24 protein-coding genes and 1 riboswitch are annotated in these 23,100 nt (G+C 29.3%); of the genes, 23 read left to right on the forward strand and 1 reads right to left on the reverse strand.

The annotated features are described in order from the left end of the window. The first annotated feature begins 38 nt into the window (after positions 1 to 38). From pgeF to spoIVA, 13 genes are all read left to right on the forward strand, one after another. Positions 39 to 746: a peptidoglycan editing factor PgeF gene (gene pgeF / locus FGK85_RS01905; protein WP_138203242.1), complete on the forward strand. Its 708-nt coding sequence runs from the start codon at positions 39 to 41 to the stop codon at positions 744 to 746. A gap of 12 nt (positions 747 to 758) precedes the next feature. Then, positions 759 to 1,451: a response regulator gene (locus FGK85_RS01910; protein ID WP_138203244.1), complete on the forward strand. Its 693-nt coding sequence runs from the start codon at positions 759 to 761 to the stop codon at positions 1,449 to 1,451. A 2-nt stretch (positions 1,452 to 1,453) separates the two neighbouring features. After that, positions 1,454 to 3,163 (forward strand): two-component system histidine kinase PnpS, encoded by a 1,710-nt coding sequence (pnpS, locus tag FGK85_RS01915; RefSeq protein ID WP_138203246.1) that lies wholly within the window; start codon positions 1,454 to 1,456, stop codon positions 3,161 to 3,163. A 235-nt stretch (positions 3,164 to 3,398) separates the two neighbouring features. Continuing rightward, positions 3,399 to 4,283 carry a phosphate ABC transporter substrate-binding protein gene (locus FGK85_RS01920; RefSeq protein WP_138203248.1) on the forward strand — a complete coding sequence of 295 codons (885 nt, stop codon included), beginning with the start codon at positions 3,399 to 3,401 and terminating at the stop codon, positions 4,281 to 4,283. Between the two features lie 142 nt (positions 4,284 to 4,425). After that, positions 4,426 to 5,325: a phosphate ABC transporter permease subunit PstC gene (gene pstC, locus FGK85_RS01925; RefSeq protein ID WP_138203250.1), complete on the forward strand. Its 900-nt coding sequence runs from the start codon at positions 4,426 to 4,428 to the stop codon at positions 5,323 to 5,325. Further along, positions 5,315 to 6,202, forward strand: coding sequence for a phosphate ABC transporter permease PstA (gene pstA / locus FGK85_RS01930; protein WP_138203252.1), 888 nt, complete (start codon positions 5,315 to 5,317; stop codon positions 6,200 to 6,202). Before pstC ends, pstA begins: the two co-directional genes overlap by 11 nt. Before the next feature lie 10 nt (positions 6,203 to 6,212). Beyond that, positions 6,213 to 6,965 (forward strand): phosphate ABC transporter ATP-binding protein PstB, encoded by a 753-nt coding sequence (pstB, locus tag FGK85_RS01935; RefSeq protein ID WP_138203254.1) that lies wholly within the window; start codon positions 6,213 to 6,215, stop codon positions 6,963 to 6,965. 39 nt (positions 6,966 to 7,004) lie between these two features. After that, positions 7,005 to 7,661, forward strand: a complete 657-nt coding sequence (gene phoU, locus FGK85_RS01940; RefSeq protein ID WP_138203255.1) for a phosphate signaling complex protein PhoU — start codon at positions 7,005 to 7,007, stop codon at positions 7,659 to 7,661. 50 nt (positions 7,662 to 7,711) lie between these two features. After that, the gene (locus FGK85_RS01945; protein ID WP_138203257.1) at positions 7,712 to 8,479 is read left to right on the forward strand and encodes a substrate-binding domain-containing protein; all 768 of its coding nucleotides are present in this window, start codon (positions 7,712 to 7,714) and stop codon (positions 8,477 to 8,479) included. 138 nt (positions 8,480 to 8,617) lie between these two features. Continuing rightward, positions 8,618 to 9,955, forward strand: a complete 1,338-nt coding sequence (locus tag FGK85_RS01950) for a DUF512 domain-containing protein (protein WP_138203259.1) — start codon at positions 8,618 to 8,620, stop codon at positions 9,953 to 9,955. Between the two features lie 2 nt (positions 9,956 to 9,957). Next, positions 9,958 to 11,274 carry a ribosome biogenesis GTPase Der gene (gene der, locus FGK85_RS01955; RefSeq protein ID WP_138203261.1) on the forward strand — a complete coding sequence of 439 codons (1,317 nt, stop codon included), beginning with the start codon at positions 9,958 to 9,960 and terminating at the stop codon, positions 11,272 to 11,274. 1 nt (position 11,275) lies between these two features. Then, positions 11,276 to 12,268, forward strand: coding sequence for an NAD(P)H-dependent glycerol-3-phosphate dehydrogenase (locus FGK85_RS01960; protein ID WP_138203263.1), 993 nt, complete (start codon positions 11,276 to 11,278; stop codon positions 12,266 to 12,268). Between the two features lie 113 nt (positions 12,269 to 12,381). After that, entirely contained in the window at positions 12,382 to 13,860 is a 1,479-nt protein-coding gene (spoIVA, locus tag FGK85_RS01965) for a stage IV sporulation protein A (RefSeq protein ID WP_138203265.1), read from the forward strand. A 342-nt stretch (positions 13,861 to 14,202) separates the two neighbouring features. On the opposite strand, the gene FGK85_RS01970 is transcribed toward spoIVA, so the two are convergent. Then, positions 14,203 to 15,060 carry a coiled-coil domain-containing protein gene (locus FGK85_RS01970; protein WP_138203267.1) on the reverse strand — a complete coding sequence of 286 codons (858 nt, stop codon included), beginning with the start codon at positions 15,058 to 15,060 and terminating at the stop codon, positions 14,203 to 14,205. Between the two features lie 132 nt (positions 15,061 to 15,192). On the opposite strand from FGK85_RS01970, the gene FGK85_RS01975 reads away from it, so the two are divergent. The 10 genes from FGK85_RS01975 to coaBC all read left to right on the forward strand — a co-directional run bounded on the left by FGK85_RS01975 (position 15,193) and on the right by coaBC (position 23,085). Next, positions 15,193 to 15,375: a hypothetical protein gene (locus FGK85_RS01975; protein WP_138203269.1), complete on the forward strand. Its 183-nt coding sequence runs from the start codon at positions 15,193 to 15,195 to the stop codon at positions 15,373 to 15,375. Between the two features lie 81 nt (positions 15,376 to 15,456). Next, complete coding sequence (locus FGK85_RS01980) at positions 15,457 to 15,693, forward strand: holin (protein ID WP_138203271.1); 237 nt, start codon at positions 15,457 to 15,459, stop codon at positions 15,691 to 15,693. 144 nt (positions 15,694 to 15,837) lie between these two features. Next, positions 15,838 to 16,821, forward strand: a complete 984-nt coding sequence (locus tag FGK85_RS01985; protein WP_138203273.1) for an asparaginase — start codon at positions 15,838 to 15,840, stop codon at positions 16,819 to 16,821. A 90-nt stretch (positions 16,822 to 16,911) separates the two neighbouring features. Next, a riboswitch (purine riboswitch) is annotated at positions 16,912 to 17,011 on the forward strand. 105 nt (positions 17,012 to 17,116) lie between these two features. Continuing rightward, positions 17,117 to 18,457: an NCS2 family permease gene (locus tag FGK85_RS01990; RefSeq protein ID WP_138203275.1), complete on the forward strand. Its 1,341-nt coding sequence runs from the start codon at positions 17,117 to 17,119 to the stop codon at positions 18,455 to 18,457. Between the two features lie 171 nt (positions 18,458 to 18,628). Then, positions 18,629 to 19,780 carry an aminotransferase class I/II-fold pyridoxal phosphate-dependent enzyme gene (locus FGK85_RS01995; protein WP_138203277.1) on the forward strand — a complete coding sequence of 384 codons (1,152 nt, stop codon included), beginning with the start codon at positions 18,629 to 18,631 and terminating at the stop codon, positions 19,778 to 19,780. 91 nt (positions 19,781 to 19,871) lie between these two features. Next, the gene (locus FGK85_RS02000; RefSeq protein WP_138203279.1) at positions 19,872 to 20,750 is read left to right on the forward strand and encodes a YicC/YloC family endoribonuclease; all 879 of its coding nucleotides are present in this window, start codon (positions 19,872 to 19,874) and stop codon (positions 20,748 to 20,750) included. 17 nt (positions 20,751 to 20,767) lie between these two features. Further along, positions 20,768 to 21,040, forward strand: a complete 273-nt coding sequence (gene remA / locus FGK85_RS02005; protein WP_138203281.1) for an extracellular matrix/biofilm regulator RemA — start codon at positions 20,768 to 20,770, stop codon at positions 21,038 to 21,040. Beyond that, the gene (gene gmk, locus FGK85_RS02010) at positions 21,040 to 21,654 is read left to right on the forward strand and encodes a guanylate kinase (RefSeq protein ID WP_138203283.1); all 615 of its coding nucleotides are present in this window, start codon (positions 21,040 to 21,042) and stop codon (positions 21,652 to 21,654) included. Before remA ends, gmk begins: the two co-directional genes overlap by 1 nt. Before the next feature lie 12 nt (positions 21,655 to 21,666). Further along, positions 21,667 to 21,894 carry a DNA-directed RNA polymerase subunit omega gene (rpoZ, locus tag FGK85_RS02015; protein WP_243122779.1) on the forward strand — a complete coding sequence of 76 codons (228 nt, stop codon included), beginning with the start codon at positions 21,667 to 21,669 and terminating at the stop codon, positions 21,892 to 21,894. Then, on the forward strand, positions 21,895 to 23,085 hold the full coding sequence (coaBC, locus tag FGK85_RS02020; protein WP_138203285.1) for a bifunctional phosphopantothenoylcysteine decarboxylase/phosphopantothenate--cysteine ligase CoaBC: 1,191 nt from the start codon (positions 21,895 to 21,897) through the stop codon (positions 23,083 to 23,085). Positions 23,086 to 23,100: the final 15 nt, after the last annotated feature.

The raw sequence follows: 23,100 nt of genomic DNA on the forward strand, positions 1-23,100 counted from the left end.
TTTATTAGGACGAATATAAAACTTTTATGAGGTGTTAAATGTTAATTAAAAATATAGGACAGTATAAATTTATAGGGGAAGAATCTGAAGATTTACTTTTATACTTTTCTACAGCTAATGGAGAATTAAATTTCAATAAAAATACTAGTGAAGGAATAAAAAATCTTAAAAATATTAAAGAATGGTTTAATGCAGATAATGTAGGCTATTTAAATCAGACTCATAGTAATATAATAGTTAACTATGACGGTAAAATACATGAGGGAGATGCTATCATCACAAATAGCAAATTGGTAGCTATAGGTGTTTTTACAGCAGATTGTGTTCCAATAGTTATGTTTGATAAAAATAAAAAGGTTATTGCTGCAGTGCATAGTGGTTGGAAAGGCACTTATAACTTTATAGTAAGTAAAGTTATAAAAAATATGATGGACAAGTATTCCATAAAAAGTGAGGATATAATAGTTTATGTGGGACCACATATAGGTAAATGCTGTTATAAGGTGGGAGAGGATTTATTAAATAATTTTAAAAATGTAGATATTTATGGAGAAGATGTTACACACATAGACAAATTAGATTTAACAGCATGTATTAAAAAACAGTGTTTAAATTCCTATATACTTGAAGAAAATATACATATATTAGATTTATGCACCTTTTGTGATGAGAAAAATCAATGGTTTTCCTATAGAAAAAGTAAAACCTCTAATAGAATGTTTTCATTTATAATGTTAAAAAAATAGGGGGGAATAAACGTGGAGGAAAAAATATTAGTAGTAGATGATGAAGAACATATAAGGGAATTAATAAAATTCAACTTAGAAAAGAATGGATATAAGGTTGAATGTGCTGTGGATGGTAATGAGGCCTTAGAGTATGTAAAAAATAATATACCTAAATTAATATTACTTGATTTAATGCTTCCAGGTATTGACGGGTATGATGTGTGTAAAAAAATAAGGGGAGATAAAAATACATCAAATATTCCTATAATAATGATTACAGCAAAAGGAGAGGAAATAGATAAGATACTTGGGTTAGAATTAGGGGCAGACGATTATATAACAAAGCCTTTTTCTGTTAGGGAGTTAATTGCTAGAGTAAAAGCTATACTTAGAAGAGTAAATTCAAAAGATGATGGTAAGGTATATTCTTTTGGCAGTATATTTGTGGATTTTCAAAAACATTTAGTTTTAAAAAATGGAGATGAAATAGATTTAACATTAAAGGAATTTGAATTACTACAAATTCTTATAGAAAATGAAGGGAAAGTAATGACTAGGGAAATTCTTTTAGATAAAATTTGGGGATATGAATACATAGGAGAGACTAGAACTGTAGATGTACATATTAGGCATCTTAGAAAAAAGGTAGAGGAAGATGATAAAAATCCTAGATATATTCAAACAATACGGGGAATAGGATATAGATTTAATTTAGGAGAATAGATATGAAGAAAAAAATGATGCTTTACTTATGTGCTTCTATTGTTACTACCTTAATTGTGGTAACTATGTTATTTATGTCTATTGCTAATCTTCAATATGAAACCAATATAAGAAAACAGTTAAATAGCAATAACTTGATGATAAAAAATTTAATAGAGACTAATAATGTAAGAGATCAAAGGACTTTTTTTCAGGAAACTTTTAAAGATACACATAATAGAATTACCTACATAGATGCACAAGGAAATATTATATATGATTCTAAGGTAACTGAAAAATTAGAAAATCATAAAGAAAGAAAAGAAGTAAAGAGTGCTATGGAAAAAGGACAGGGAAGTGACCTTAGAATTAGTAACACTACAAAGGAAAAGACTTTATATGTGGCTACTAAACTTAAAAATGGAAATATAATAAGGAGTGCCATGTCTTTTCAAGTTATACAGGAATTTGATGAAAATTATCTAAATTACTATTTTTTAATACTAGTATTAGTATTTTTAGTTGTCATAGTCTTTGCTAATAGGCTTTCCTATATAATAATAAAGCCAGTAAAGGATTTAGAAATTACCACATCTAGAATAGCAAAGGGCGAATTAGATAGAAGAGTTAATGCAAATTCAAAGGATGAAATAGGACAATTGGGGAAAAGCTTTAATAAAATGGCGGATAAGCTTCAAGAGACAATTAATGACTCGGTAGATAAACAAACAAGGCTAGAAGCTATATTAAAGAGTATGGATAGTGGAGTAATAGCTATAGATAGAACCTTTAAAATAATAATGATTAATCCTTACGCAGAGAAGATTTTTGGTGTATCTGGTAACGTGGTAGGCAAAAACATTTTAGAAGGCATAAAGAATAATCATATAGAAAAAATATTTAAAAGTAGTAATGACGACTATTTTGAAATAAAGACTATATGTCCTTGTGAAAGAATTTTAAGAATAAAAACTGCTGATGTAGTAAATAGAAATGAATATATAGGTAAAGTTGCAGTGCTTCAAGATATAACTGATATAAAGAAATTGGAGAATGTTAGAAGTGAATTTGTAGCTAATGTATCCCATGAGCTCAAGACGCCTTTAACTTCTATAAAAGGATTTGCGGAAACTTTAAAGGAAGTAGAAGATTCAGATACAAGAGAAAAATTTTTAAATATAATAAATGATGAAGCAGAAAGATTAACAAGGCTTATAAGTGATATAATGGCTCTTTCTGATATAGAAAAGGCAAGAGAAGTTACTAAAGAACCTATGGACGTAAATAAAATAATAATGGATATATATAATTTGATGAAGAATACTGCCAAAGATAAAGGTATAGAAATTTACATTGAAGGAGAAAAAATTCCAATTATATATGGAAATGTAGATAAATTTAAACAAATGATAATAAACTTAGTTGATAATTCCATAAAATACTCTGAAAAAGGTGGCAAGGTTTATATAATAACTGAAAAAGGTAAATATAACATAAAAATATGTGTTAAAGATACAGGAGTGGGTATTTCACAAGAGCATATTCCACGACTCTTTGAAAGATTTTATAGAGTTGACAAGGCTAGGTCTAGAAGTGCAGGAGGTACTGGACTGGGATTAGCCATTGTAAAACATATAGTATTAAGTATGAATGGCAATATAGATGTGGAAAGTGTAGTTGGTAAGGGAAGTAAATTTACAGTTACACTGCCGTATAATCACAATGACAAATAAAATCTATATAAACAAAGAATTGTTTAATTATGATATGAACAGTTCTTTGTTTTTTTGTAGGTAATTTTATTAGAATGTTAACTTTAATTAACTTTCAATAAACTTTAATTAACATTGATATAATAATTACTTAACTTTAAAGGAATAATATAAATAGTGTAAGGAAAATGTATTGTGTAGTTTTAAAAATTTAGTAAAATTACAAACTACATAAATTACACAAGGAGGCATATGAATGAATATTAAAAGATCAAAAGGAATATTATTACTTTTAACGGTTCTTATGACAATGACGATTTTTGTAGGGTGTGGAAAAGGAAAACAAAATACCAAGGTGGAAAACACACAAATACAAGGAAGTATAACAACATTGGGTTCTTCAGCACTTCAACCATTAGTAGAACAGGCGGCAATAGAATTTTCATCTAAAAATCCAAAAGCTAAAATAAATGTACAAGGTGGAGGCAGCGGAGCTGGTATAAATCAAGTAGCCTCTGGAAATGTAGAAATAGGCAATTCTGATGTTATAGCAGAAAATAAGATTAAAGATGAAAAAATGGCAAAAGAATTAGTGGATCATAAAGTATGTGCTATAGGCTTTGCTATGGTAGTAAGTAAGGATATAAATATAAAATCTCTTACTAGTGAACAGATTACAGATATATTTACAGGTAAGATTAATAATTGGAAACAGGTAGGTGGAGAAGATAAGCAAATAAATATAATTAATAGAGGTAAATCCTCTGGAACTAGAGCTACTTTTATAGATACTATAATGGATGGGCAATCAGAAAAGGAAGGCTTAGGTACAACACAAGATTCCAGTGGAAATGTAAGAGCTGCTATTAAGCAAACTGAAGGAGCTATAAGTTATTTGGCCTTATCTTATATAAGCGAAGATGTAAAAAAAGATTTGAATACACTAAGCATAGATGGAGTGGAGCCTAAAGAAGAAAATATAATAAGTGGTAAATATCCATTTTGGTCTTATGAGCATATGTATACCAAGGGAGAACCTAAAGGATTGACGAAGGCATTTTTAGATTATATGGTAAGTAAAGAAAATAATGATTTAATAAAGAAAATGGGATATATACCTATGGATGAAATGCAAAAATAATTTAATAGTAATTGAAATTAATGAAATTAAAACTCTATTAAAATTAAAACTCTATTTAAATATAGAGTTTTAATTTTAAAAAATTGAATTATATTTAATTATTCTATATTTTAAATTATTAGGTTAGTTGAGGTATGTAGATATGAAAAATAAAATAAATATAAATAATTTTAAAAATGAATATATAGGAAAAGGCTTTGTAACCTTTTGTGGAATTTTAATAGTAGTATTAACTTTATCTATAATATTTTTTATAGGAAGTAAGGGAATTAGAATCTTCACAGTACATCATTATCCTATTAAAGATTTTTTATTTTCATCTAAGTGGATGCCAGATGCGGATATTCCTCAGTTTGGAACAGCTATATTTATAATGGGTTCAATAATAGTGTCTATAGGAGCTGTGATTTTAAGTACTCCAGTAGGTTTGGCAGTAGCGGTATTTATGAAGCATATATCTCCTTCCTTTGGTAAAAAGGTATTACAGCCAGTTATGGAATTGTTTGTTGGAATACCTTCAGTAGTATATGGATGGGTAGGCATTAGTTTACTTATTCCTTTTATAAAGAATACTTTTGGTGGAATAGGATTTAGTATTTTGGCTGGGGTAATAGTACTTAGTATAATGATTTTACCAACAATAACTAGTATAGCCTATGATTCGTTAAATGCAGTGCCTATAGAGTATTTAGAAGCATCTTATGGATTAGGGGCAACCAGATGGCAAACAATAACCAAAGCTATAATTCCTGCTTGTAAGAATGGAATAATGACAGGAATAGTATTAGGACTTGCTAGAGCTTTTGGGGAAGCATTAGCTGTACAAATGGTAATAGGTAATGCTATTAAAATGCCTAATGGAATTTTAAATCCAACCAGCACACTTACAAGTATACTAACCATGGATATGGCAAATACTCTATCTGGAACTGCATGGAATGATGCATTATGGAGTTTAGCACTATTACTACTTTTTATTTCCTTTATATTTATATTAATTACTAAATTTATAAGTAGAAGAGGTGAGAATGGTGAACGCTAAGGTTAAAGATAGATTATGGACAGGAATATTGTATTTTATGTCTGCTGTAATAGTTTTAATATTGGCAGGTTTAGTGGGTTATATATTTTACAAAGGTAATGGATTTTTAAAATGGAATTTTTTATTTGGAAAGGAAAAGAGAGTAGGAGCAGGAGGCGGCATAGGAATACAGTTGTTTAATTCTTTTTATATGTTAATTATAGCTCTTTTGATAAGTGTTCCTTTGGGTGTAGGAGCAGGGATATATTTAGCTGAGTATAGCAGAGAGGGAAGATTTTTAAATGTAATAAGAGTAAGCATAGAAACTATGGCATCATTGCCATCTATAGTAGTTGGATTATTTGGACTTTTGGTGTTTGTAAATTTGACAAATTGGGGATTTACACTTTTTTCTGGAGCATTAGCCGTATCTATATTAAATTTGCCTGCACTTACAAGAGTTAGTGAAAATGCTATAAAATCAGTATCTAAGGGAGTTAAAGAAGGAAGTTTAGCGTTAGGTGCAACTAAATTCCAAACCATTTGGAAAATAGTTTTGCCTGCAGCATTACCTCAAATATTTACAGGGATTATTCTTGCATCTGGTAGAATATTTGGAGAAGCAGCAGCACTTTTATATACCTCTGGTATGAGTGCACCACCTTTAGATTTTTCATTAGGTAATATTTTTACATCAAATTCTCCATTTAATATTTTTAGACCTGCAGAAACTCTTTCAGTTCATATTTGGAAATTGAATTCAGAAGGAATGATTTCAGATGCCGCAGAGATAGCTAGTAAGGCATCAGCAGTTCTCATATTAATGGTATTAATTTTCAATGTTTTAGCAAGAGTATTAGGAAAAGTTATAGAAAGGATTTATACAGGAACTAAGTAGGAGGGATTTTATGTATATTATAGAAACTAATAATTTAGAGCTTTTTTATGGAAAACACCAAGCTTTAAAAAATATAAATTTAAAATTTGAAAAGAATTCTGTTACTGCATTAATAGGGCCTTCTGGTTGTGGTAAATCTACCTTTATTAGAACAATTAATAGAATGAATGACTTAATAGATGGAGTTAAAATAAATGGTGAAATTATATATGAAAATAAGAATATATATTCTGAGTATTGGGATGTGATTGAATTAAGAAAAAAAGTGGGTATGGTATTTCAAAAACCCAATCCATTTCCCATGAGTATTTATGACAATGTAGCTTATGGACCTAGAATACATGGAGTAAAGGATAAAAGCAAATTAGATAACATTGTAGAGAAAAGCTTAAAAGTAGCTGCACTTTGGGATGAGGTTAAGGATAGATTGGGAAAAAATGCATTAAGTCTATCTGGAGGTCAGCAACAGCGATTGTGTATAGCTAGAACACTAGCAGTAGAGCCACAAGTTATATTAATGGATGAACCAACCTCTGCTTTAGATCCTATATCTACATTAAAGGTGGAAGAATTAATGGCTGATTTGAAAGAAAAATATTCAGTTATAATAGTAACACATAATATGCAGCAAGCCGGAAGAATATCAGATAATACAGTATTTTTTCTAAATGGAGAGATAGTTGAATTTGGAAAGACAGAAGATATATTCTATAGACCTAGAGATAAAAGAACAGAAGATTATATAACTGGTAGATTTGGATAAAATATTATTATATATATTTAATAAGGAGAGGTGTGTTTTATGGTAAGAGAGGTCTTTAAAGCTAAATTACAAGAACTTCATAAGGAGCTTTTAAGTATGGGTAATGTAGCGGAAAAACAAATTTCATTAAGTATAGAAGCACTTATAAATCATAATGGAGATTTGGCAAATAAAATAATTAAAGATGATGATATAGTTGATAATATGCAAAAGGAAATAGAGGATAGGTGTATAAAACTAATTGCCATGCAGCAGCCTTTAGCTTCAGACTTAAGATATATATTTACTACCAGTAAAATAGTTACGGATTTAGAAAGAATAGCAGATCATGCGGTAGATATAGCGAAAATAACAGGTATATTAAAGGATGAGGTTTATATAAAGGAGCTTATTGATATACCAAGAATGGCGGAAATAGTAGAGCATATGCTAAAAGAGTCATTGGATTCATATATTGAGGCTGATGTTAGTAAGGCTTATAATGTTTGTAAAATGGATGATAAGGTAGATGCCATATATAGACAGGTTTTTAGTGAGCTTTTGATAATAATGATGAAGGATATAAAGACTATTAACCAAGCTACTCAATTTTTGTTTATATGCAAATATTTAGAAAGAATAGCAGATCATATAACTAATATATGTGAATGGACTATATATTTAGTTACAGGAGAGCAGGTGGATTTAAATGAATAATTAAATGTAAATTGCAAAAACTATTATAAAAAGTACGGAAGGTAATGGATATGAGAAAACATTTATGTATTGTAATAAGTTTTTGCATTTTATCATTTGTAGCCTGTAGTTCATCAAAAACCGTGAAAAATAGTAGTAAAAATGCCACAATCATTTGTACAGAATCCACTTATAATATGGCAGCTGACTTAGTAGAAAGCTATAATGCTAACAGTGAGGAGGATTTACAAATTAAATTAGTGGATAATATTTCAAATATAAAAGAAGAGAAAAACAATAAATGCGCAATAATAGCTTATGAAAATAAAAAATTAAAGAAATTTAATGAGGCACCTCTTGGTATTGATGGGGTAGCCATAGGTATACATAAGGAAAAAGGTATAGAGAATTTAACTTACGAAAATTTAAATAAAATACTTAATGGAACTATAGATGATTGGAAGGATATTAGTAATAAAGAGGGGAAAATAAAAATTCTAGCCTTTAAGGAAATAGATAATTTTTTAAAATTGGAAAACAAAAATAAAATACAGTATATAGACAAGGAAAAAATATTAAAAAGCACAATGGATAAAGATACCATAGCTTTAATACCTAAAATGGAGCTATATAAAGAATTTGAGTATGTTAAATTAGATAATATTGAATTAAATGATAATAATATTAAAAATGGATTATATAAAATAACTATTCCAGTAAATATTTATTATAATTCTAAAAATAAGGAAGCTTTAGCGGGTTTTATGAGGTATTTAAAAAGTGATAACGGCAAGAAAATTATAAAAAAATACTATACATGCATAGATGAAAACTCCTAATAAAGGAGTTTTTATTGTTAAGTGATTTGTATGTAAATACTTAATATGTTTAAACTAAAACATTGACGAAGAATATTAATTAATGTATTATAACATAATAGATATTATTAACCTTTTTGAGGAGGAATTTTAAAATCAATGGAAAAAAACCAAATATTAAGGGTTCAACCAGGTGGCATAGCAGAAGAAGTGGGTATAGAACCAAATGATAAATTGATAAGTATAAATGGAAATCCCGTTAAAGATATAATTGACTATAAGTTTTTAGTTACAGATGAATTTGTAACAATAGAAGTAGAAAAAGAAAATGGAGAAGTGTGGGAAATAGAAATAGAAAAAGCCTATGATGAAGATTTGGGTATAGAGTTTAAGGATTTTATTTTAGATAAACCTAGAAGTTGCCACAATAAATGTGTTTTTTGTTTTATAGACCAACTTCCAAGTGGTATGAGAAAAACTCTATATTTTAAGGACGATGATTCTAGATTATCATTCTTTCAAGGTAATTTTGTAACTTTAACTAATATGAGTAATGAAGAAATAGATAGAATAATAAAATATAAAATAAGTCCTATAAATGTTTCTGTGCATGCAACTAATCCTGAGTTAAGAGCCAAAATGCTTAACAATAGATTTGCAGGAAGGTTATATGAAATAATGCAGAAAATGGCTAATGCACAAATAGAAATGAACTGTCAAATTGTTTCTTGTCCTGGTATAAATAATGGAGAAGAACTTGTAAGAACAGTAGGTGATTTATATAAATTATATCCGTGGGTTAAAAGTGTTGCGGTAGTGCCAGTGGGCGTAACGAAGTATAGAGAAGGACTACACCCACTGGAGACTTATTCACAAAATACTGCTAAGGAAGAGATCTTAAATATAGAAAAAATACAACAAAAGTATATAGCAGAAATAGATAATCCTTTTGTAAGATTATCTGATGAATTTTATGTAATGGCTGGATTAGATGTACCAGAAGAAAACTTCTACGGGGAATATTCTCAATTAGAAGATGGCATAGGAATGATAAGATTATTTAGAGAAAATATAAAAAGAAATTTACATAAAATAAACAAAAATCACAAAGGAAGTTTCACTATAATTACTGGTAAATCTGCATATGAAGAGATTTTAATTGCTACTGAAAAAATAATGGAAAATAACAATAATATAAAAATAAATGTAAAAAAAATAATTAATCATTTCTTTGGTGAAACTATAACGGTAGCTGGTTTGCTAACAGGTAGTGATATTATAGAACAAACTAAGCATGAGGAATTAGGCGAATATTTAATAATATCTAACAATATTCTTAGGAAAGGATATGAATTAGAACAGAATTCTGATAAAGTATTATTGGATGATATGACCATTGAAGGTCTGGAAAAGGCTCTTAAAAGAAAAATATTAATTTGTGATTACACAGGAGAAGATTTAATAGACATAATAAATAATCACAGCAAGGAGGAATAAATATGTCAAAGCCAATAGTTGCAATAGTAGGAAGACCAAATGTGGGTAAATCCACTTTATTTAATAAATTGGCCGGTGAAAGAATATCAATAGTGGATGATAAGCCGGGAGTTACAAGAGATAGAATATATGCACAATCTGAGTGGTTAAACAATAAGTTTACTATAATAGATACAGGTGGAATAGAACCTGAAAGAGATGACATAATAGTTAAACAAATGAGAAGACAGGCTCAAATAGCTATAGAAACCTGCGATGTTATAATGTTTGTTGTTGATGGAAAAGAAGGTCTTACGGCGGCAGATTATGAAGTAGCTCAAATGCTTAGAAAAAGTAAAAAACCGGTGGTTTTAGTAGTTAATAAAATAGATAAGGTAATGGATGAAGACAATAAATACGAATTTTATAATTTAGGATTGGGTGAGCCTAATGCTATATCAGCTTCTCAAGCACTAGGATTAGGAGATATGCTTGACCAAGTAATAGCCCATTTCCCAAAACTAGAGGATGAAGAAGAGGAAGATGAATTCATAAGAATAGCTTTTGTAGGAAGACCAAATGTAGGTAAATCTTCACTTATAAATAGAATATTAGGTGAGGATAGAAATATTGTAAGTGATATTCCTGGAACAACTAGGGATTCAGTAGATAGTTACATAGAGACAGAAGAAGGAAAGTTTATACTAGTTGATACAGCTGGTATAAGAAGAAAGAGTAAAGTTAAAGAAGAAATAGAAAGATACAGTGTTATAAGATCCTTAACAGCAGTAGAAAAGGCAGATATCTGCGTTCTTATGATAGATGCAGAAGAGGGAGTTAGTGATCAAGACGAAAAAATTATAGGTTATGCTCATGAAATGAATAAAGCTATAATGGTAGTTGTTAACAAATGGGACTTAATTGAAAAAGATGATAAAACATTAAATAAATTTAAATTAGATTTTCAAACCAATCTTTCTTTTATGCCTTATGCACCGTATTTGTTTATATCAGCTAAAACAGGACAAAGATCACATAAGGTTTTAAGTATGTGTAAAGAGTGCTATAATAATTATTGTAAGAGAATATCTACAGGAGTTTTAAATGAAGTTGTGAATAGAGCAGTATTAATGCAAGAACCTCCTGTGGTAGGATCAAAGAGATTAAAAATTTATTATGCAACTCAGGTTGGTATTAAACCACCTACATTTGTGTTCTTTGTAAATGATGTTAGTACGTTGCATTTTTCATACCAAAGATATTTAGAAAATCAATTAAGAGAAAGTTTTGAGTTTAAAGGTACTGGTATAAAGCTTATATTTAGAGAAAGGAAGGAGTAGAATGGAAAACATCACTTTCTTAGGAGGGGGAAGTTTTGGAACAGCATTATCTGTTATGTTAGGCAAAAAAGGATCTTCTATTACCCTATGGGATAGAAAAACTAGTGTAGTAGAGGATATTAATATAAAAAAAGAAAATATTAAGTATTTGCCTAATATTATAATACCTTCAAATGTATTAGCAACTACTGAATTAGATAAAGCTATAGAAAATAGTAAATATATAGTGTTAGCTGTTCCTTCACATGCAGTTAGAACCTTATGCAGAGACATAAAAGAGTTTATAACTAAGGATAAAGTGATAATAAGCATAGCAAAGGGTATAGATGAAGAAAGTGGAGATAGACTATCTCAAGTTATAAAAAGTGAATTAAATACAGAATCTATAGTTATATTATCAGGTCCAAGTCATGCTGAAGAAGTAGCTTTAGATATACCCACCACTGTAGTAGTTAGTTCAGAAAATATGGATATTGCTAAAGAAGTACAGGATTTATTTATGACTAATAAATTTAGAGTGTACACAAATGAGGACTTAATAGGTGTTGAAGTAGGCGGGGCAGTAAAAAATATAATAGCTTTGGCTGCTGGAATTTCTGATGGTATTGGTTATGGCGATAATACTAAGGCAGCACTTATGACAAGAGGAATGAGCGAAATAGTTAAAATAGGAACTAAGCTAGGTGGTAAAAAAGAAACTTTTTATGGACTTGCAGGTATGGGTGATTTGATAGTTACTTGTACTAGTATGCACAGTAGAAACAGAAGAGCTGGAATACTAATAGGTAAAGGGTTAACTACGGAAGAAGCTTGCAGGGAAGTTGGAATGGTGGTAGAGGGAGTAAAAGCATGTAAGGCCTTTTATAAACTAAGTTGCAAATTAGAAGTTAATATGCCTATCACAGAAATACTGTATAAAGTTTTATTCCAAGATAAAGATGCCAAATATGGTGTATATGAATTAATGACTAGAGATAAAAAAAATGAAATATAGATAAAAAAGCTTACATTAGATAAAAAAATATCTAATGTAAGCTTTTTTGTAATATTTTAAATATTGAGTAATATATATATATTGTTAATATGTAAATAATGGGAGGGTATAACTTGGAAAACTTCGATATATATAATGATATTGCTGAAAGAACCCAAGGGGATATATACGTGGGAGTAGTAGGACCTGTGAGAACGGGTAAATCTACTTTTATTAAGAGGTTTATGGAATTAATGGTTTTGCCTAATATAACCAATCCCCATAAAAAGGGTAGAGCAAAAGATGAGCTCCCTCAAAGTGGTTCGGGAAAATCTATTCATACAATGGAGCCTAAATTTGTGCCTAATGAAGCAGTGGATATAAACATAAATGACAATACCAAATTTAAAGTGAGAATGGTAGATTGTGTAGGGTATATAGTAGATGGAGCATTAGGTTATATGGAGAATGAAACCCCTAAGATGGTCACTACTCCATGGTATGATTATGAAATACCTTTTGAGGAAGCAGCAGAAATAGGAACCAAAAAAGTTATAAATGAACATTCTACCATAGGATTGGTGGTAACTACCGATGGATCTATTACAGATATAACTAGAGATGAATACGTTAAGGCAGAAGAAAGGGTAATTAATGAACTAAAATCTATAAACAAGCCTTTTATAGTTATTTTAAATACCAAAAAACCTTATGAGCCTGAAACTATAGAATTGAGAAAGTCATTGGAAGTAAAATATGACGTGCCTGTTCAAATAGTAGATGTATTAAACATGAAAGATGAAGATATAAAAAATATATTAGAAAGAGTACTAAAAGAATTCCCTGTAAAAGAAATAAATGTGGATATGCCGGAATGGATAGAAAAATTACAACCTAGTCATTGGTTGAAAGTAAACTTCATAAATCTAGTTAGAGACATGTGTAAGAACATATATAAAATTAGAGATATTAGAAAGTCTTTACTAGATTTTAGCAAAATTGAATTTTTAGATAGCTCCAATTTAATGGAAATAAATATGGGAGAAGGTACAGCTAGATTAGAATTAAAACCTAAAGGAGATATTTTTTATAAAGTATTAGGAGAAAAGTGTAATAGGGATATAAAAAACGAAAATGAACTATTAGATATAATGGATGACTTGTATACAGCAAAAATAGAATACGATAAAGTAGCTGAAGCGCTTAAAGATGTAAAAGAAACAGGATATGGATTGGTTGCTCCTCAGTTAGATGAAATGAAATTAGAAGAACCAGAAATTGTTCAACAGGGTGGTAGATATGGAGTTAAATTAAAGGCTAGTGCACCATCCTTACACTTAATAAAAGCTAATATAAATACAGAAATTTCTCCAATAATGGGTACTGAAAAACAAAGTGAGGAATTGGTTAAATCTATTTTAGAACAATTTGAAAGTGATCCTTCAAAGATATGGCAAAGTAATATGTTTGGCAGATCAATAGAAGTTTTGGTTAAGGATGGACTTCAGAAAAAATTATATAAAATGCCAGAGGATGTACAGGTGAAATTACAAAAGACTTTAGAAAAAATAATAAATGAAGGAAATGGTAATTTAATTTGTATAATATTATAAAAATAATAAACAGGCTGATTTAAATCAGCCTGTAATTTTTTAGTTAAAAGCAACAACAACATATAATTAAAATAAATATTATAAACCATATGCATATGCAAGAACAACTATATCCAAACCAGAACATATTAAGATCTCCTTTCCTTAATTTTTATAAACAGATCTCTAACCTTCAGATGGAGTTTTTACTCCAACTGAAGGTTAGAGATCGTTATCCAGGGACGTAGCTGCCGTTATCTTCCACTTTGTTAGAAGTGGGAGTGTTACGGCAGGTAGTCATCGGATAAAATAAGGAGAGAAAGGTTTCCTCAATACTATTCTATTGTAAATATAACTATTTTGTTACTCAGAAACTTTTGTACTAACTTTATTTGTGTTTTCTTTTTCTTCTAGAAGAGTTTTTATTTTAGAATTATAAGTGTCTATAATAGAATTAATTTTTGAATTATAATCTTTTTCTAATTTTAAAATTTCTTTATCTTTTTCAATACTAAATTTATCTTTTAGGTTTTCTATAGTTTTTTCATTGTCATTTTTAATTAGTTCTATAGTTTTCTCTAATGAAGATATTTGGTAATCTTTTTTTAACAGTTCTTCTCTATTGTCTGTAGATAGTTTTTCTAAAGAAGACTTTAAGCTTTCATTATCTTTTTCTAATTTTTTTATATATTCATTAGCTTTTATATATTCTTCTGAATCCTTCTTAAATTCATTTATCTTTTGAGAAAAATCATATAGCTTTTGGTTATATTCTTTTATAAGTAGCTTATTACTATTATTCATATCCTCTAGAGATGAATTTTTATCTTCCATTTCTTTCATAGAAGATTTTATAAGTTCCAATTCCTTAACTAATTTGTTGTTTTTATCTTGAGAACACTTAAGTTCTTCTTTTAAAGAAAAAATTTTTTCCTCTTGAATTTTTAATTGTTCTTCATATAGTTCATTATTTGAATTTTTTATATTATCTATTCTATGAGCTAAATTTAGATATATATTGTTTATTCTTGAAGTTAAATATTGTAGTTCTGTTATGTCTTGAGCTATTTCTGGTGTGGATTTTTTGGTGGTTTCCAATTCATAAATATTAACCATATTTTGCATAAAATCCTTGCCTTGCATGCCAGAGTCTTTAATTATTTTAGTTAATTTTTGCTTTAAATCTTCTGTTACTTTTACTCCAAATGTCACATCAGCCATTATAAATCACCTCTTAAGTTTATTGCTAATTGTATGTATATTTAATAATTATAGCATAGTCATTAATGAATAATAACTAAATTATTTCAAATAATAATAATAGATAATAATATAATGTTAGGAGTGATATATATGGATTTAAGTACAAAGGATATATTAAAGAAGAAAATATTAGATGCTCAAGAAAATGTAAGAGATTATCAAATGCATTCTTATGATGTAGATGATAAAGATGTGGCGTGTCTTTTTAAAGAATTTGCTGAAGAGTCTGCAATGCAGGCAAAAAGAATGCAAGAGGTATTAACTAAATTTTAAAATTAAAACAATGGATTTTGTAACCATTTTATCAAATCTAAAGTAAAATATAGTAAAGGAAAAAATGAAGGAGATGGAAATGTGAATAGATTTAAGAACTATGGATTATGGCTTTCTATCTTTGCCTTTGTTCCTTTACTTTTAGAAAGTTTTGGGTTAAAGGTGCTTCCTAAAAATTATAGTGAAATAGTAAATTCATTTTTAGGAATATTAGTTATAGCGGGAATATTAAATAATCCTATCACTCAAAACAAAGGATATCTTGACGATGAGATAGATGATAATGAGGAAAAAAAGGATGACCTAAATAAAGAATAAAATTAATATTTAAGAGCTAAGTTTAATTTAACTTGGCTTTTTTTTATTTTATAGTGTATTTATGATAAAAATATTGTAAAATAAATTTGTATAGAAGGAATTCTTTCAGAATTCAATTTACAATATATTTGGGGGGGAAACATTATGAAAAAGGTAGCAGTAGTATTTAATGGAGGAACTATTTCAATGAAAGTGGATCCTAGAATTCAAGCAGCAGTTCCAACTTTAAGTGGAGATGAGATTCTTCATATGGTTACAGGTATAGAGGAACATGCTGAAATTGAATCTTCAACTTTTTCAAGCTTACCAGGACCACACATGACACCAGAAAAAATGATGGAACTGTCAAAGTATGTAAGAAAACTATTAAAAAGAGAAGAAATATGCGGTGTAGTTGTAACTCATGGTACAGATACTTTAGAAGAAACAGCATATTTTTTAGATTTAACTATTAAAAGTGAAAAGCCTGTGGTAGTTACAGGATCTATGAGAAATAGTTCAGAACTTGGATATGATGGGCCGGCTAATTTAGCGGCATCTATTTGTACTGTAATAAGTCAAGAAGCTAAAAATAAGGGAGTTATGGTATGTTTAAATGACGAGCTTCATTGTGCCAGTGAAGTTACCAAATCACATACAATGCATTTAAATACATTTCAAACTCCAGAATTTGGACCAATAGGCATTATAGATAGCAATAGAGCAATATTTTATAGAGATGCATTAAAAAAGCAGCATATAAATACAGATGAAATAGAGCCTAATGTAGATTTAATTAAAGCTGTAGCAGGTATGGATGGTAAGCTTATAGATTTCTGTGTAGAAAGAGGATGCAAAGGATTAGTAGTGGAAGGTATGGGAAGAGGTAATATTCCACCTAAAATGGCTGAAGCTGTGGAAAGAGCTATTAAAAAGGGTGTAGCTGTGGTATTAGTTTCTAGATGCTTTAAAGGAAGAGTCATGGATTCTTATGGTTATCCTGGTGGAGGTAAAATGCTTAGAAATATGGGGGTTATATTTGGAGACGACTTGCCAGGACAAAAGGCTAGAATAAAGTTAATATTAGCTCTAGGAAAAACTAGTAATATAGAAGAAGTTAGAGAATTATTTGAAAAAGACCTATACTAAAACGAATTATTTATTAAAAAAATAAAAAAATATTCGTATTTGTATTGACTTGAAAAATATAAGGTGGTATGATGTTTTTGTAAAGTTAATGTAAATAAATTAATTATAACTCATATAATTCTGATAATATGGATCAGAAGTTTCTACCAGATGCCGTAAATATCTGACTATGGGACAATCAACTAAAGTTACTTTATTTTTACATAAAAGTAGCCTCTTAAGGATTGCTCATATCTTTAAGAAGCTACTTTTTTATTTTGTATTTATAAATTAAAATTATTTAGGGGGTACAACAATGGAACAGTTTTTTAAACTAAAAGAAAATGGCACTGACGTAAAAAAAGAAGTCATAGCCGGCATAACTACATTTTTAACTATGGCATATATAATTGCTGTAAATCCAGGGATACTTAGTGCTACAGGTATGCCAATGGGAGCACTTGTAACAGCTACATGTTTATCAGCTGGTGTTACTACTATTTTAATGGGTTTATATGCAAACTTACCCTTTGCTTTGGCTTCAGGTATGGGATTAAATGCTTTCTTTGCCTATACAGTATGTGGAATCATGGGTGTTGATTGGACTGTAGCTTTAACAGCAGTATTCCTAGAAGGTATTATTTTTATTATCTTATCCTTAACAAAAGTTAGAGAAGCAGTGGTTAATGCTATTCCAAATACTTTGAAGATTGCGGTTACTGGTGGTATAGGATTATTCATAGCATTTATAGGATTTGTTAATGCTGGAATAGTTATAAAAAATCCTGCTACCTTTGTTTCAATAGGTAATTTTACAAGCCCTACAGTATTAATAGCTGTAATAGGAATAATAGTAATAGTGGCACTTTCAAGTAAGAATGTTAAAGGGTCCATACTATGGGGCATATTAGTGAGTTCTATTTGTGCATGGATATATGCAGCACTTCAACCCAATGCAGCAGCTTATTATGGAATATCATCTTTCCCAAAGAAAATATTTGCCTTTGAATCTTTAAGTGGTATAGCATTTAAGCTAGATTTTAATGGTATAAATACTTTATCTTTTGCTACAATAATGTTGACTTTCTTATTTGTTGATTTTTTCGATACTGTTGGAACTTTAGTAGGTGTTGCATCAAAAGTTGGTATGGTAGATAAAGAAGGAAAGGTACCAAGAGCAGGAAAAGCTTTATTAGTAGATTCTATAGGAACTACTTTTGGTGCTTTATTAGGTACATCTACTGTAACTACTTATGTAGAAAGTTCAGCAGGAGTTGCAGAAGGAGGAAGAACAGGCCTTACTTCTGTAGTAACAGGAATATTATTTTTACTAGCAATGTTTTTGTCTCCTTTATTCATAGCAATACCAGCTTGTGCTACAGCACCTGCTTTGATAGTAGTAGGATTCTTTATGGTGGAAAATATTGTTAAAATAAACTTTTCAGATTTTACAGAAGGAATTCCAGCATTTTTAACTATAGCATTAATGCCATTAACCTATAGCATAGGAGATGGATTGACCATTGGAGTGTTAGCTTATGTAATATTAAACATTATAAATAATATATTTAATAAGAAAAATAAGAAAAAAATATCTATTGTTATGTATATTCTTGCTATACTATTTATAGCTAAATTAATAGCTACTGGAATATAGAAATATAATAATGAATTGAATTATGTTTAGTTGATAAAAATTATAGTCACTACTAAAATTTATTTTTGGTAGTGGCTTATTTATTTATAAATATATAGATTCCATAGTATGTAACAGTTATTTGTGTATATGAATAAAATAATAAAAAGTTATATATATGGAGGATTAAAAATGAAAATAAATAATAGATTGTATAGGATAGGAAACTATGAATTTAAAGCCATAGGTGATTTGAAAAGGGAACTTATTGAAAGAGGAAAGGAAATAATCGATTTATCTATTGGAGATCCTAATTTACCTCTGCATGAAAATATAGTCAATTCCTTAATGAAAAATATTAAAAAGGAAGGATGTAATAAATATCCTCCTTATGATGGAGAACAGGAACTAAAAAAGGCAGTTATAAAGTATTATAAGGAAGTATATGGCGTTAACTTAAATATGGATGAAGTGGTTATACTAATTGGGTCAAAAGAAGGCATAAGTAAAATAATTCCTGCAGTTTGTGATACCGGGGATAGCATGATAATAACGGATCCGGCATATCCAGCATATTTAAATAATGCTCATTTGTGGGGAGTAGTACCGGAGATAGTTCCGCTGAAAAGAGAGTTTGATTATTTACCAGACATAAAGTCCATTCCTAAAAATATAATAAGCAAAAGTAAGCTTTTTATGATAAATTATCCTAATAATCCTACAGGAGCATTAGCAAATGAGTTTTTTTATAAGGAATTAGTAAATATATGTTATAATAATAATATTGTATTGTGTAATGATAATGCATATGGAGAAATAATTAGACTAGGAGAAAAAAATATAAGTTTGTTGCAATTTGATAAAGAAAAGCAATGCATCGAATTTGGTACTATGTCAAAAACTTATAATATGACAGGATTTAGAATAGCTTATGTGGTTGGGAATTCTAAAGTTTTAAAGGAACTTTTAAAGGTTAAAGCTATTATGGACTCAGGACAATATATACCAATACAGTTGGCTGCAGTAGAGGCTTTAAAAATAGAAAGAGAATATATATATAGCATGAGAAAAATTTACGATATAAGAAGGGAAACTGCTAAAAAAATACTTAAATTATACCAAATAGAATATTACGATGGTAATGGTGCTTTTTATATATGGTGCAAAACTCCTAAAAGCTACTCTACTCATGAATTTTGCAAAGAACTTATGTATAAATGCAATTTAATAGTGACACCAGGTTATGTTTTTGGAAATTTAGGTTATGATTATTTTAGAATAGCACTAACTGAAGAAAAAGAAATTATAGAAAAAGGGTTAAAAAACCTAAAAAAAATGAAATAAATGTACGTATTTAATTTTTTACTTGAAATTCAAGGTTATATTTATGTATAATAATTAGTATGAATTGATTAAGACCGGAAGGATGAATAATATGATAAAGAGTATGACTGGTTTTGGGAGGGCTACTTCTCAAGGAGAAAAAAGAAGTTTTGATGTGGAAATAAAAACAGTTAATCACAGGTATCTAGATATAAATATTAGACTTCCTAAAAGCTTACTTTCACTAGAAGAGAACATAAGAAAGCTTATAAGTGAAAAATTAAAAAGAGGTAAGGTTGATTTATTTATAACTCAAAATATACTACAAAAGGAAGATTTGGAAGCTAAGTTTAATAAAAAATTAGCCGATAGTTATGTAAGATGTTTAGAAGAGATAAGAGGAACATACAGTGTTAGAGATGATATATCTGTATCTTTAATTGCTAAATTTCCGGATGTTATATCTCTAGAGTATAAAGAAGAAGATTTAGAAGAAATATGGAACTGTTTAAAAAAACCATTAGAAAAAGCATTAGAACTTCTTGTGGAAATGAGAAAGAGGGAAGGAAATAAATTAAAGGAAGATATAATTTCTAGATGCCAAAATATAAAGGATATGGTTGATGCTGTGGCACAGAGGGCTCCACAAATACCTATAGAGTATAAAGAAAAACTTCAAAATAGATTAAAAGATTTAATGGATGAGCATTCTATAGATGAAGGAAGATTGGCTATGGAAGTGGCTATTTTTGCTGACAAAGCATGTATAGATGAAGAAATAGTTAGATTAAATAGTCACATAGAACAGCTAAAAGTTACTTTAGATTTAGAAGAGTCTGTGGGAAGAAAATTAGATTTTATTGTGCAAGAAATGAACAGAGAAGCAAATACAATAGGTTCTAAAGCTAATGACCTGGAAATATGCAATTTTGTATTAAATATGAAAAGTGAAATAGAAAAAATAAGAGAACAAATTCAAAATGTAGAATAAATTTGAGGAGGATTCAAATGAATATAAAACTAATAAACATAGGATTTGGAAATATAGTTTCAGCAAATAGATTGGTGGCTATCGTAAGCCCAGAATCAGCTCCAATCAAAAGAATAATACAAGAAGCTAGAGACAGAGGGATGCTTATAGACGCCACATACGGAAGAAGAACAAGAGCTGTAATAATAACAGACAGCGATCATGTAATATTATCAGCAGTTCAACCAGAAACCGTTGCACATAGATTGTCATCTAAAGAAGATGAAAATATAGAAGAGGTTGAGGAATAATGGATTCAAAAGGTCTTTTAATAGTTATTTCCGGGCCTTCTGGTACTGGAAAGGGTACTATTTGCAAGGAAGTTTTGAAGAGAAATGATTTTTGGTTATCAGTTTCTGCCACTACAAGATCTCCAAGAAAAGGAGAACAACACGGAAAAGAATATTACTTTTTAACTAAGGAAGAGTTTGAAGCTAAAATTGAGGAAAGAGATTTCTTAGAATATGCTCATGTATATAATAATTATTATGGAACACCTAAATCTAATGTTATAGAAAAACTAGAAAAGGGGAAAGATGTAATATTAGAGATAGATATACAAGGTGCTATAAATGTAAAGAAAGCCTATAGTGAAGCAATACTTATATTCATATTACCACCATCTTATGAAGAACTTAAAAACAGGATAGTTAACAGAGGTACAGAAACTGAAGAATCGCTAAAAACTAGATTAGAATCAGCAAATAGGGAGATAGAGTGTTCAAAGGAATACGATTATGTAGTGGTGAACGATACTGTTGATGCAGCTGTAAGAAGAGTGGAAAGCATAATATTAGCTGAAAAATGCAAATTGAAAAAAATGCAATCATTAATTTATGATAAATTTTTAATTAAAAACCAATAAGGAGTGATTCGAATGAGTAAAAAAGGGATATCAATGATAAATCCACCTTTAATAGATTTATTACAAAAGGTTGATAATAGATATTCATTAATCATAGTGGCAGCTAGAAGAGCAAGACAAATAATAGATGGAGATAAACCTTTATTAGATACAGATTCTAATAAGCCTGTAACTATTGCTATCAATGAAATAAATAATGATATGATAACAGTAGAAGAAGGGAAAGAAGGAATAAAGTAAATGAGCAGTAAAAAAACTGTGGTGCTAGGAGTAACAGGAGGAATAGCTGTATATAAAGCGTTAGATGTAGTAAGCAAGCTTAGAAAAAAGGATATTGAAGTACATGTTATAATGACTAAATCTGCCTGCGAATTTGTTAATCCCCTAAGTTTTCAAGCTTTAAGTGGAAATATGGTAATAAGTAATATGTTTGAAGAACCTAAGCAGTGGGAAATACAACATATATCCTTAGCAAAAAAAGCAGATCTAATTGCAATAGTACCGGCTACAGCAAATATTATAGGGAAGGTTGCAAATGGCATAGCAGATGATATGCTATCAACTACTATAATGGCTACACAGGCTCCAGTAGTTTTTGCTTCTGCCATGAATACTAATATGTACAATAATCCAATTGTACAGAATAATATTAATAAATTAAAAGAGTTTGGTTATAAATTTATTGAACCACAAAGTGGAAGGCTTGCATGTGGTGATGTAGGAGAAGGAAAATTAGCAGATACAGAATTAATAGTAGAAATATTAGCATCTATGCTGTATTCTCCAAAAGATATGATAGATAAGAAGGTATTAGTTACTGCAGGGCCTACGATAGCACCTATTGATCCTGTGAGATTTATTACTAATAGATCCAGTGGGAAAATGGGTTATGCTATAGCTGAGGAAGCTAGAGATAGAGGGGCTCAAGTTACTCTTATTTCTGGACCTACTAACTTGAAAATTCCTTATGGGGTAAATTTTATTTCAGTGAAAACTAATGAAGAAATGTTAAAAGCGGTTTTGGATAATTTTAGCCAAAGTAATATAGTTATTAAAGCTGCGGCAGTGGCTGATTACAAACCTGAGGTTTACCAAAATCAAAAGATAAAGAAAAAAGGAGAAAAACTCTCTTTTGATTTTATAAAGGACACGGATATACTAAGAAAATTAGGTGAAATAAAAGAAGAACAAATATTAGTTGGCTTTGCTGCTGAAAGTCAAGATTTAATAAGTAATGCTAAGAGCAAATTAGAAAATAAGAATTTAGATTATATAGTTGCTAATGATATAACTTCTAATGATACAGGATTTAGATCTGAAGACAACAGAGTTACGATTTTATGTAGAAATGGCCAAGTGCTTGAAATGGAAAAAATGTCGAAGAGATCCGTGGCAAGAAAATTACTTAATTTAGTAAATAAAAAGCGCTAATGCGCTTTTTTCATT

The organism is Haloimpatiens lingqiaonensis, from assembly GCF_901447495.1.
Taxonomy (GTDB): domain Bacteria; phylum Bacillota; class Clostridia; order Clostridiales; family Clostridiaceae; genus Haloimpatiens; species Haloimpatiens lingqiaonensis.

Bases quoted from the DNA above. Each gene is read 5' to 3' on its own strand.
- phoU (WP_138203255.1), top strand. From the start codon at position 7,005: ATGGTAAGAGAGGTCTTTAAAGCTAAATTACAAGAACTTCATAAGGAG.
- coaBC (WP_138203285.1), top strand. From the start codon at position 21,895: ATGAGCAGTAAAAAAACTGTGGTGCTAGGAGTAACAGGAGGAATAGCT.
- FGK85_RS01985 (WP_138203273.1), top strand. From the start codon at position 15,838: ATGAAAAAGGTAGCAGTAGTATTTAATGGAGGAACTATTTCAATGAAA.
- gmk (WP_138203283.1), top strand. From the start codon at position 21,040: ATGGATTCAAAAGGTCTTTTAATAGTTATTTCCGGGCCTTCTGGTACT.
- rpoZ (WP_243122779.1), top strand. From the start codon at position 21,667: ATGAGTAAAAAAGGGATATCAATGATAAATCCACCTTTAATAGATTTA.
- FGK85_RS01990 (WP_138203275.1), top strand. From the start codon at position 17,117: ATGGAACAGTTTTTTAAACTAAAAGAAAATGGCACTGACGTAAAAAAA.
- pgeF (WP_138203242.1), top strand. From the start codon at position 39: ATGTTAATTAAAAATATAGGACAGTATAAATTTATAGGGGAAGAATCT.
- FGK85_RS02000 (WP_138203279.1), top strand. From the start codon at position 19,872: ATGATAAAGAGTATGACTGGTTTTGGGAGGGCTACTTCTCAAGGAGAA.
- pstB (WP_138203254.1), top strand. From the start codon at position 6,213: ATGTATATTATAGAAACTAATAATTTAGAGCTTTTTTATGGAAAACAC.
- FGK85_RS01995 (WP_138203277.1), top strand. From the start codon at position 18,629: ATGAAAATAAATAATAGATTGTATAGGATAGGAAACTATGAATTTAAA.
- FGK85_RS01960 (WP_138203263.1), top strand. From the start codon at position 11,276: ATGGAAAACATCACTTTCTTAGGAGGGGGAAGTTTTGGAACAGCATTA.
- FGK85_RS01950 (WP_138203259.1), top strand. From the start codon at position 8,618: ATGGAAAAAAACCAAATATTAAGGGTTCAACCAGGTGGCATAGCAGAA.
- pnpS (WP_138203246.1), top strand. From the start codon at position 1,454: ATGAAGAAAAAAATGATGCTTTACTTATGTGCTTCTATTGTTACTACC.
- FGK85_RS01975 (WP_138203269.1), top strand. From the start codon at position 15,193: ATGGATTTAAGTACAAAGGATATATTAAAGAAGAAAATATTAGATGCT.
- remA (WP_138203281.1), top strand. From the start codon at position 20,768: ATGAATATAAAACTAATAAACATAGGATTTGGAAATATAGTTTCAGCA.
- FGK85_RS01970 (WP_138203267.1), bottom strand. From the start codon at position 15,060: ATGGCTGATGTGACATTTGGAGTAAAAGTAACAGAAGATTTAAAGCAA.
- FGK85_RS01945 (WP_138203257.1), top strand. From the start codon at position 7,712: ATGAGAAAACATTTATGTATTGTAATAAGTTTTTGCATTTTATCATTT.
- FGK85_RS01920 (WP_138203248.1), top strand. From the start codon at position 3,399: ATGAATATTAAAAGATCAAAAGGAATATTATTACTTTTAACGGTTCTT.
- der (WP_138203261.1), top strand. From the start codon at position 9,958: ATGTCAAAGCCAATAGTTGCAATAGTAGGAAGACCAAATGTGGGTAAA.
- pstC (WP_138203250.1), top strand. From the start codon at position 4,426: ATGAAAAATAAAATAAATATAAATAATTTTAAAAATGAATATATAGGA.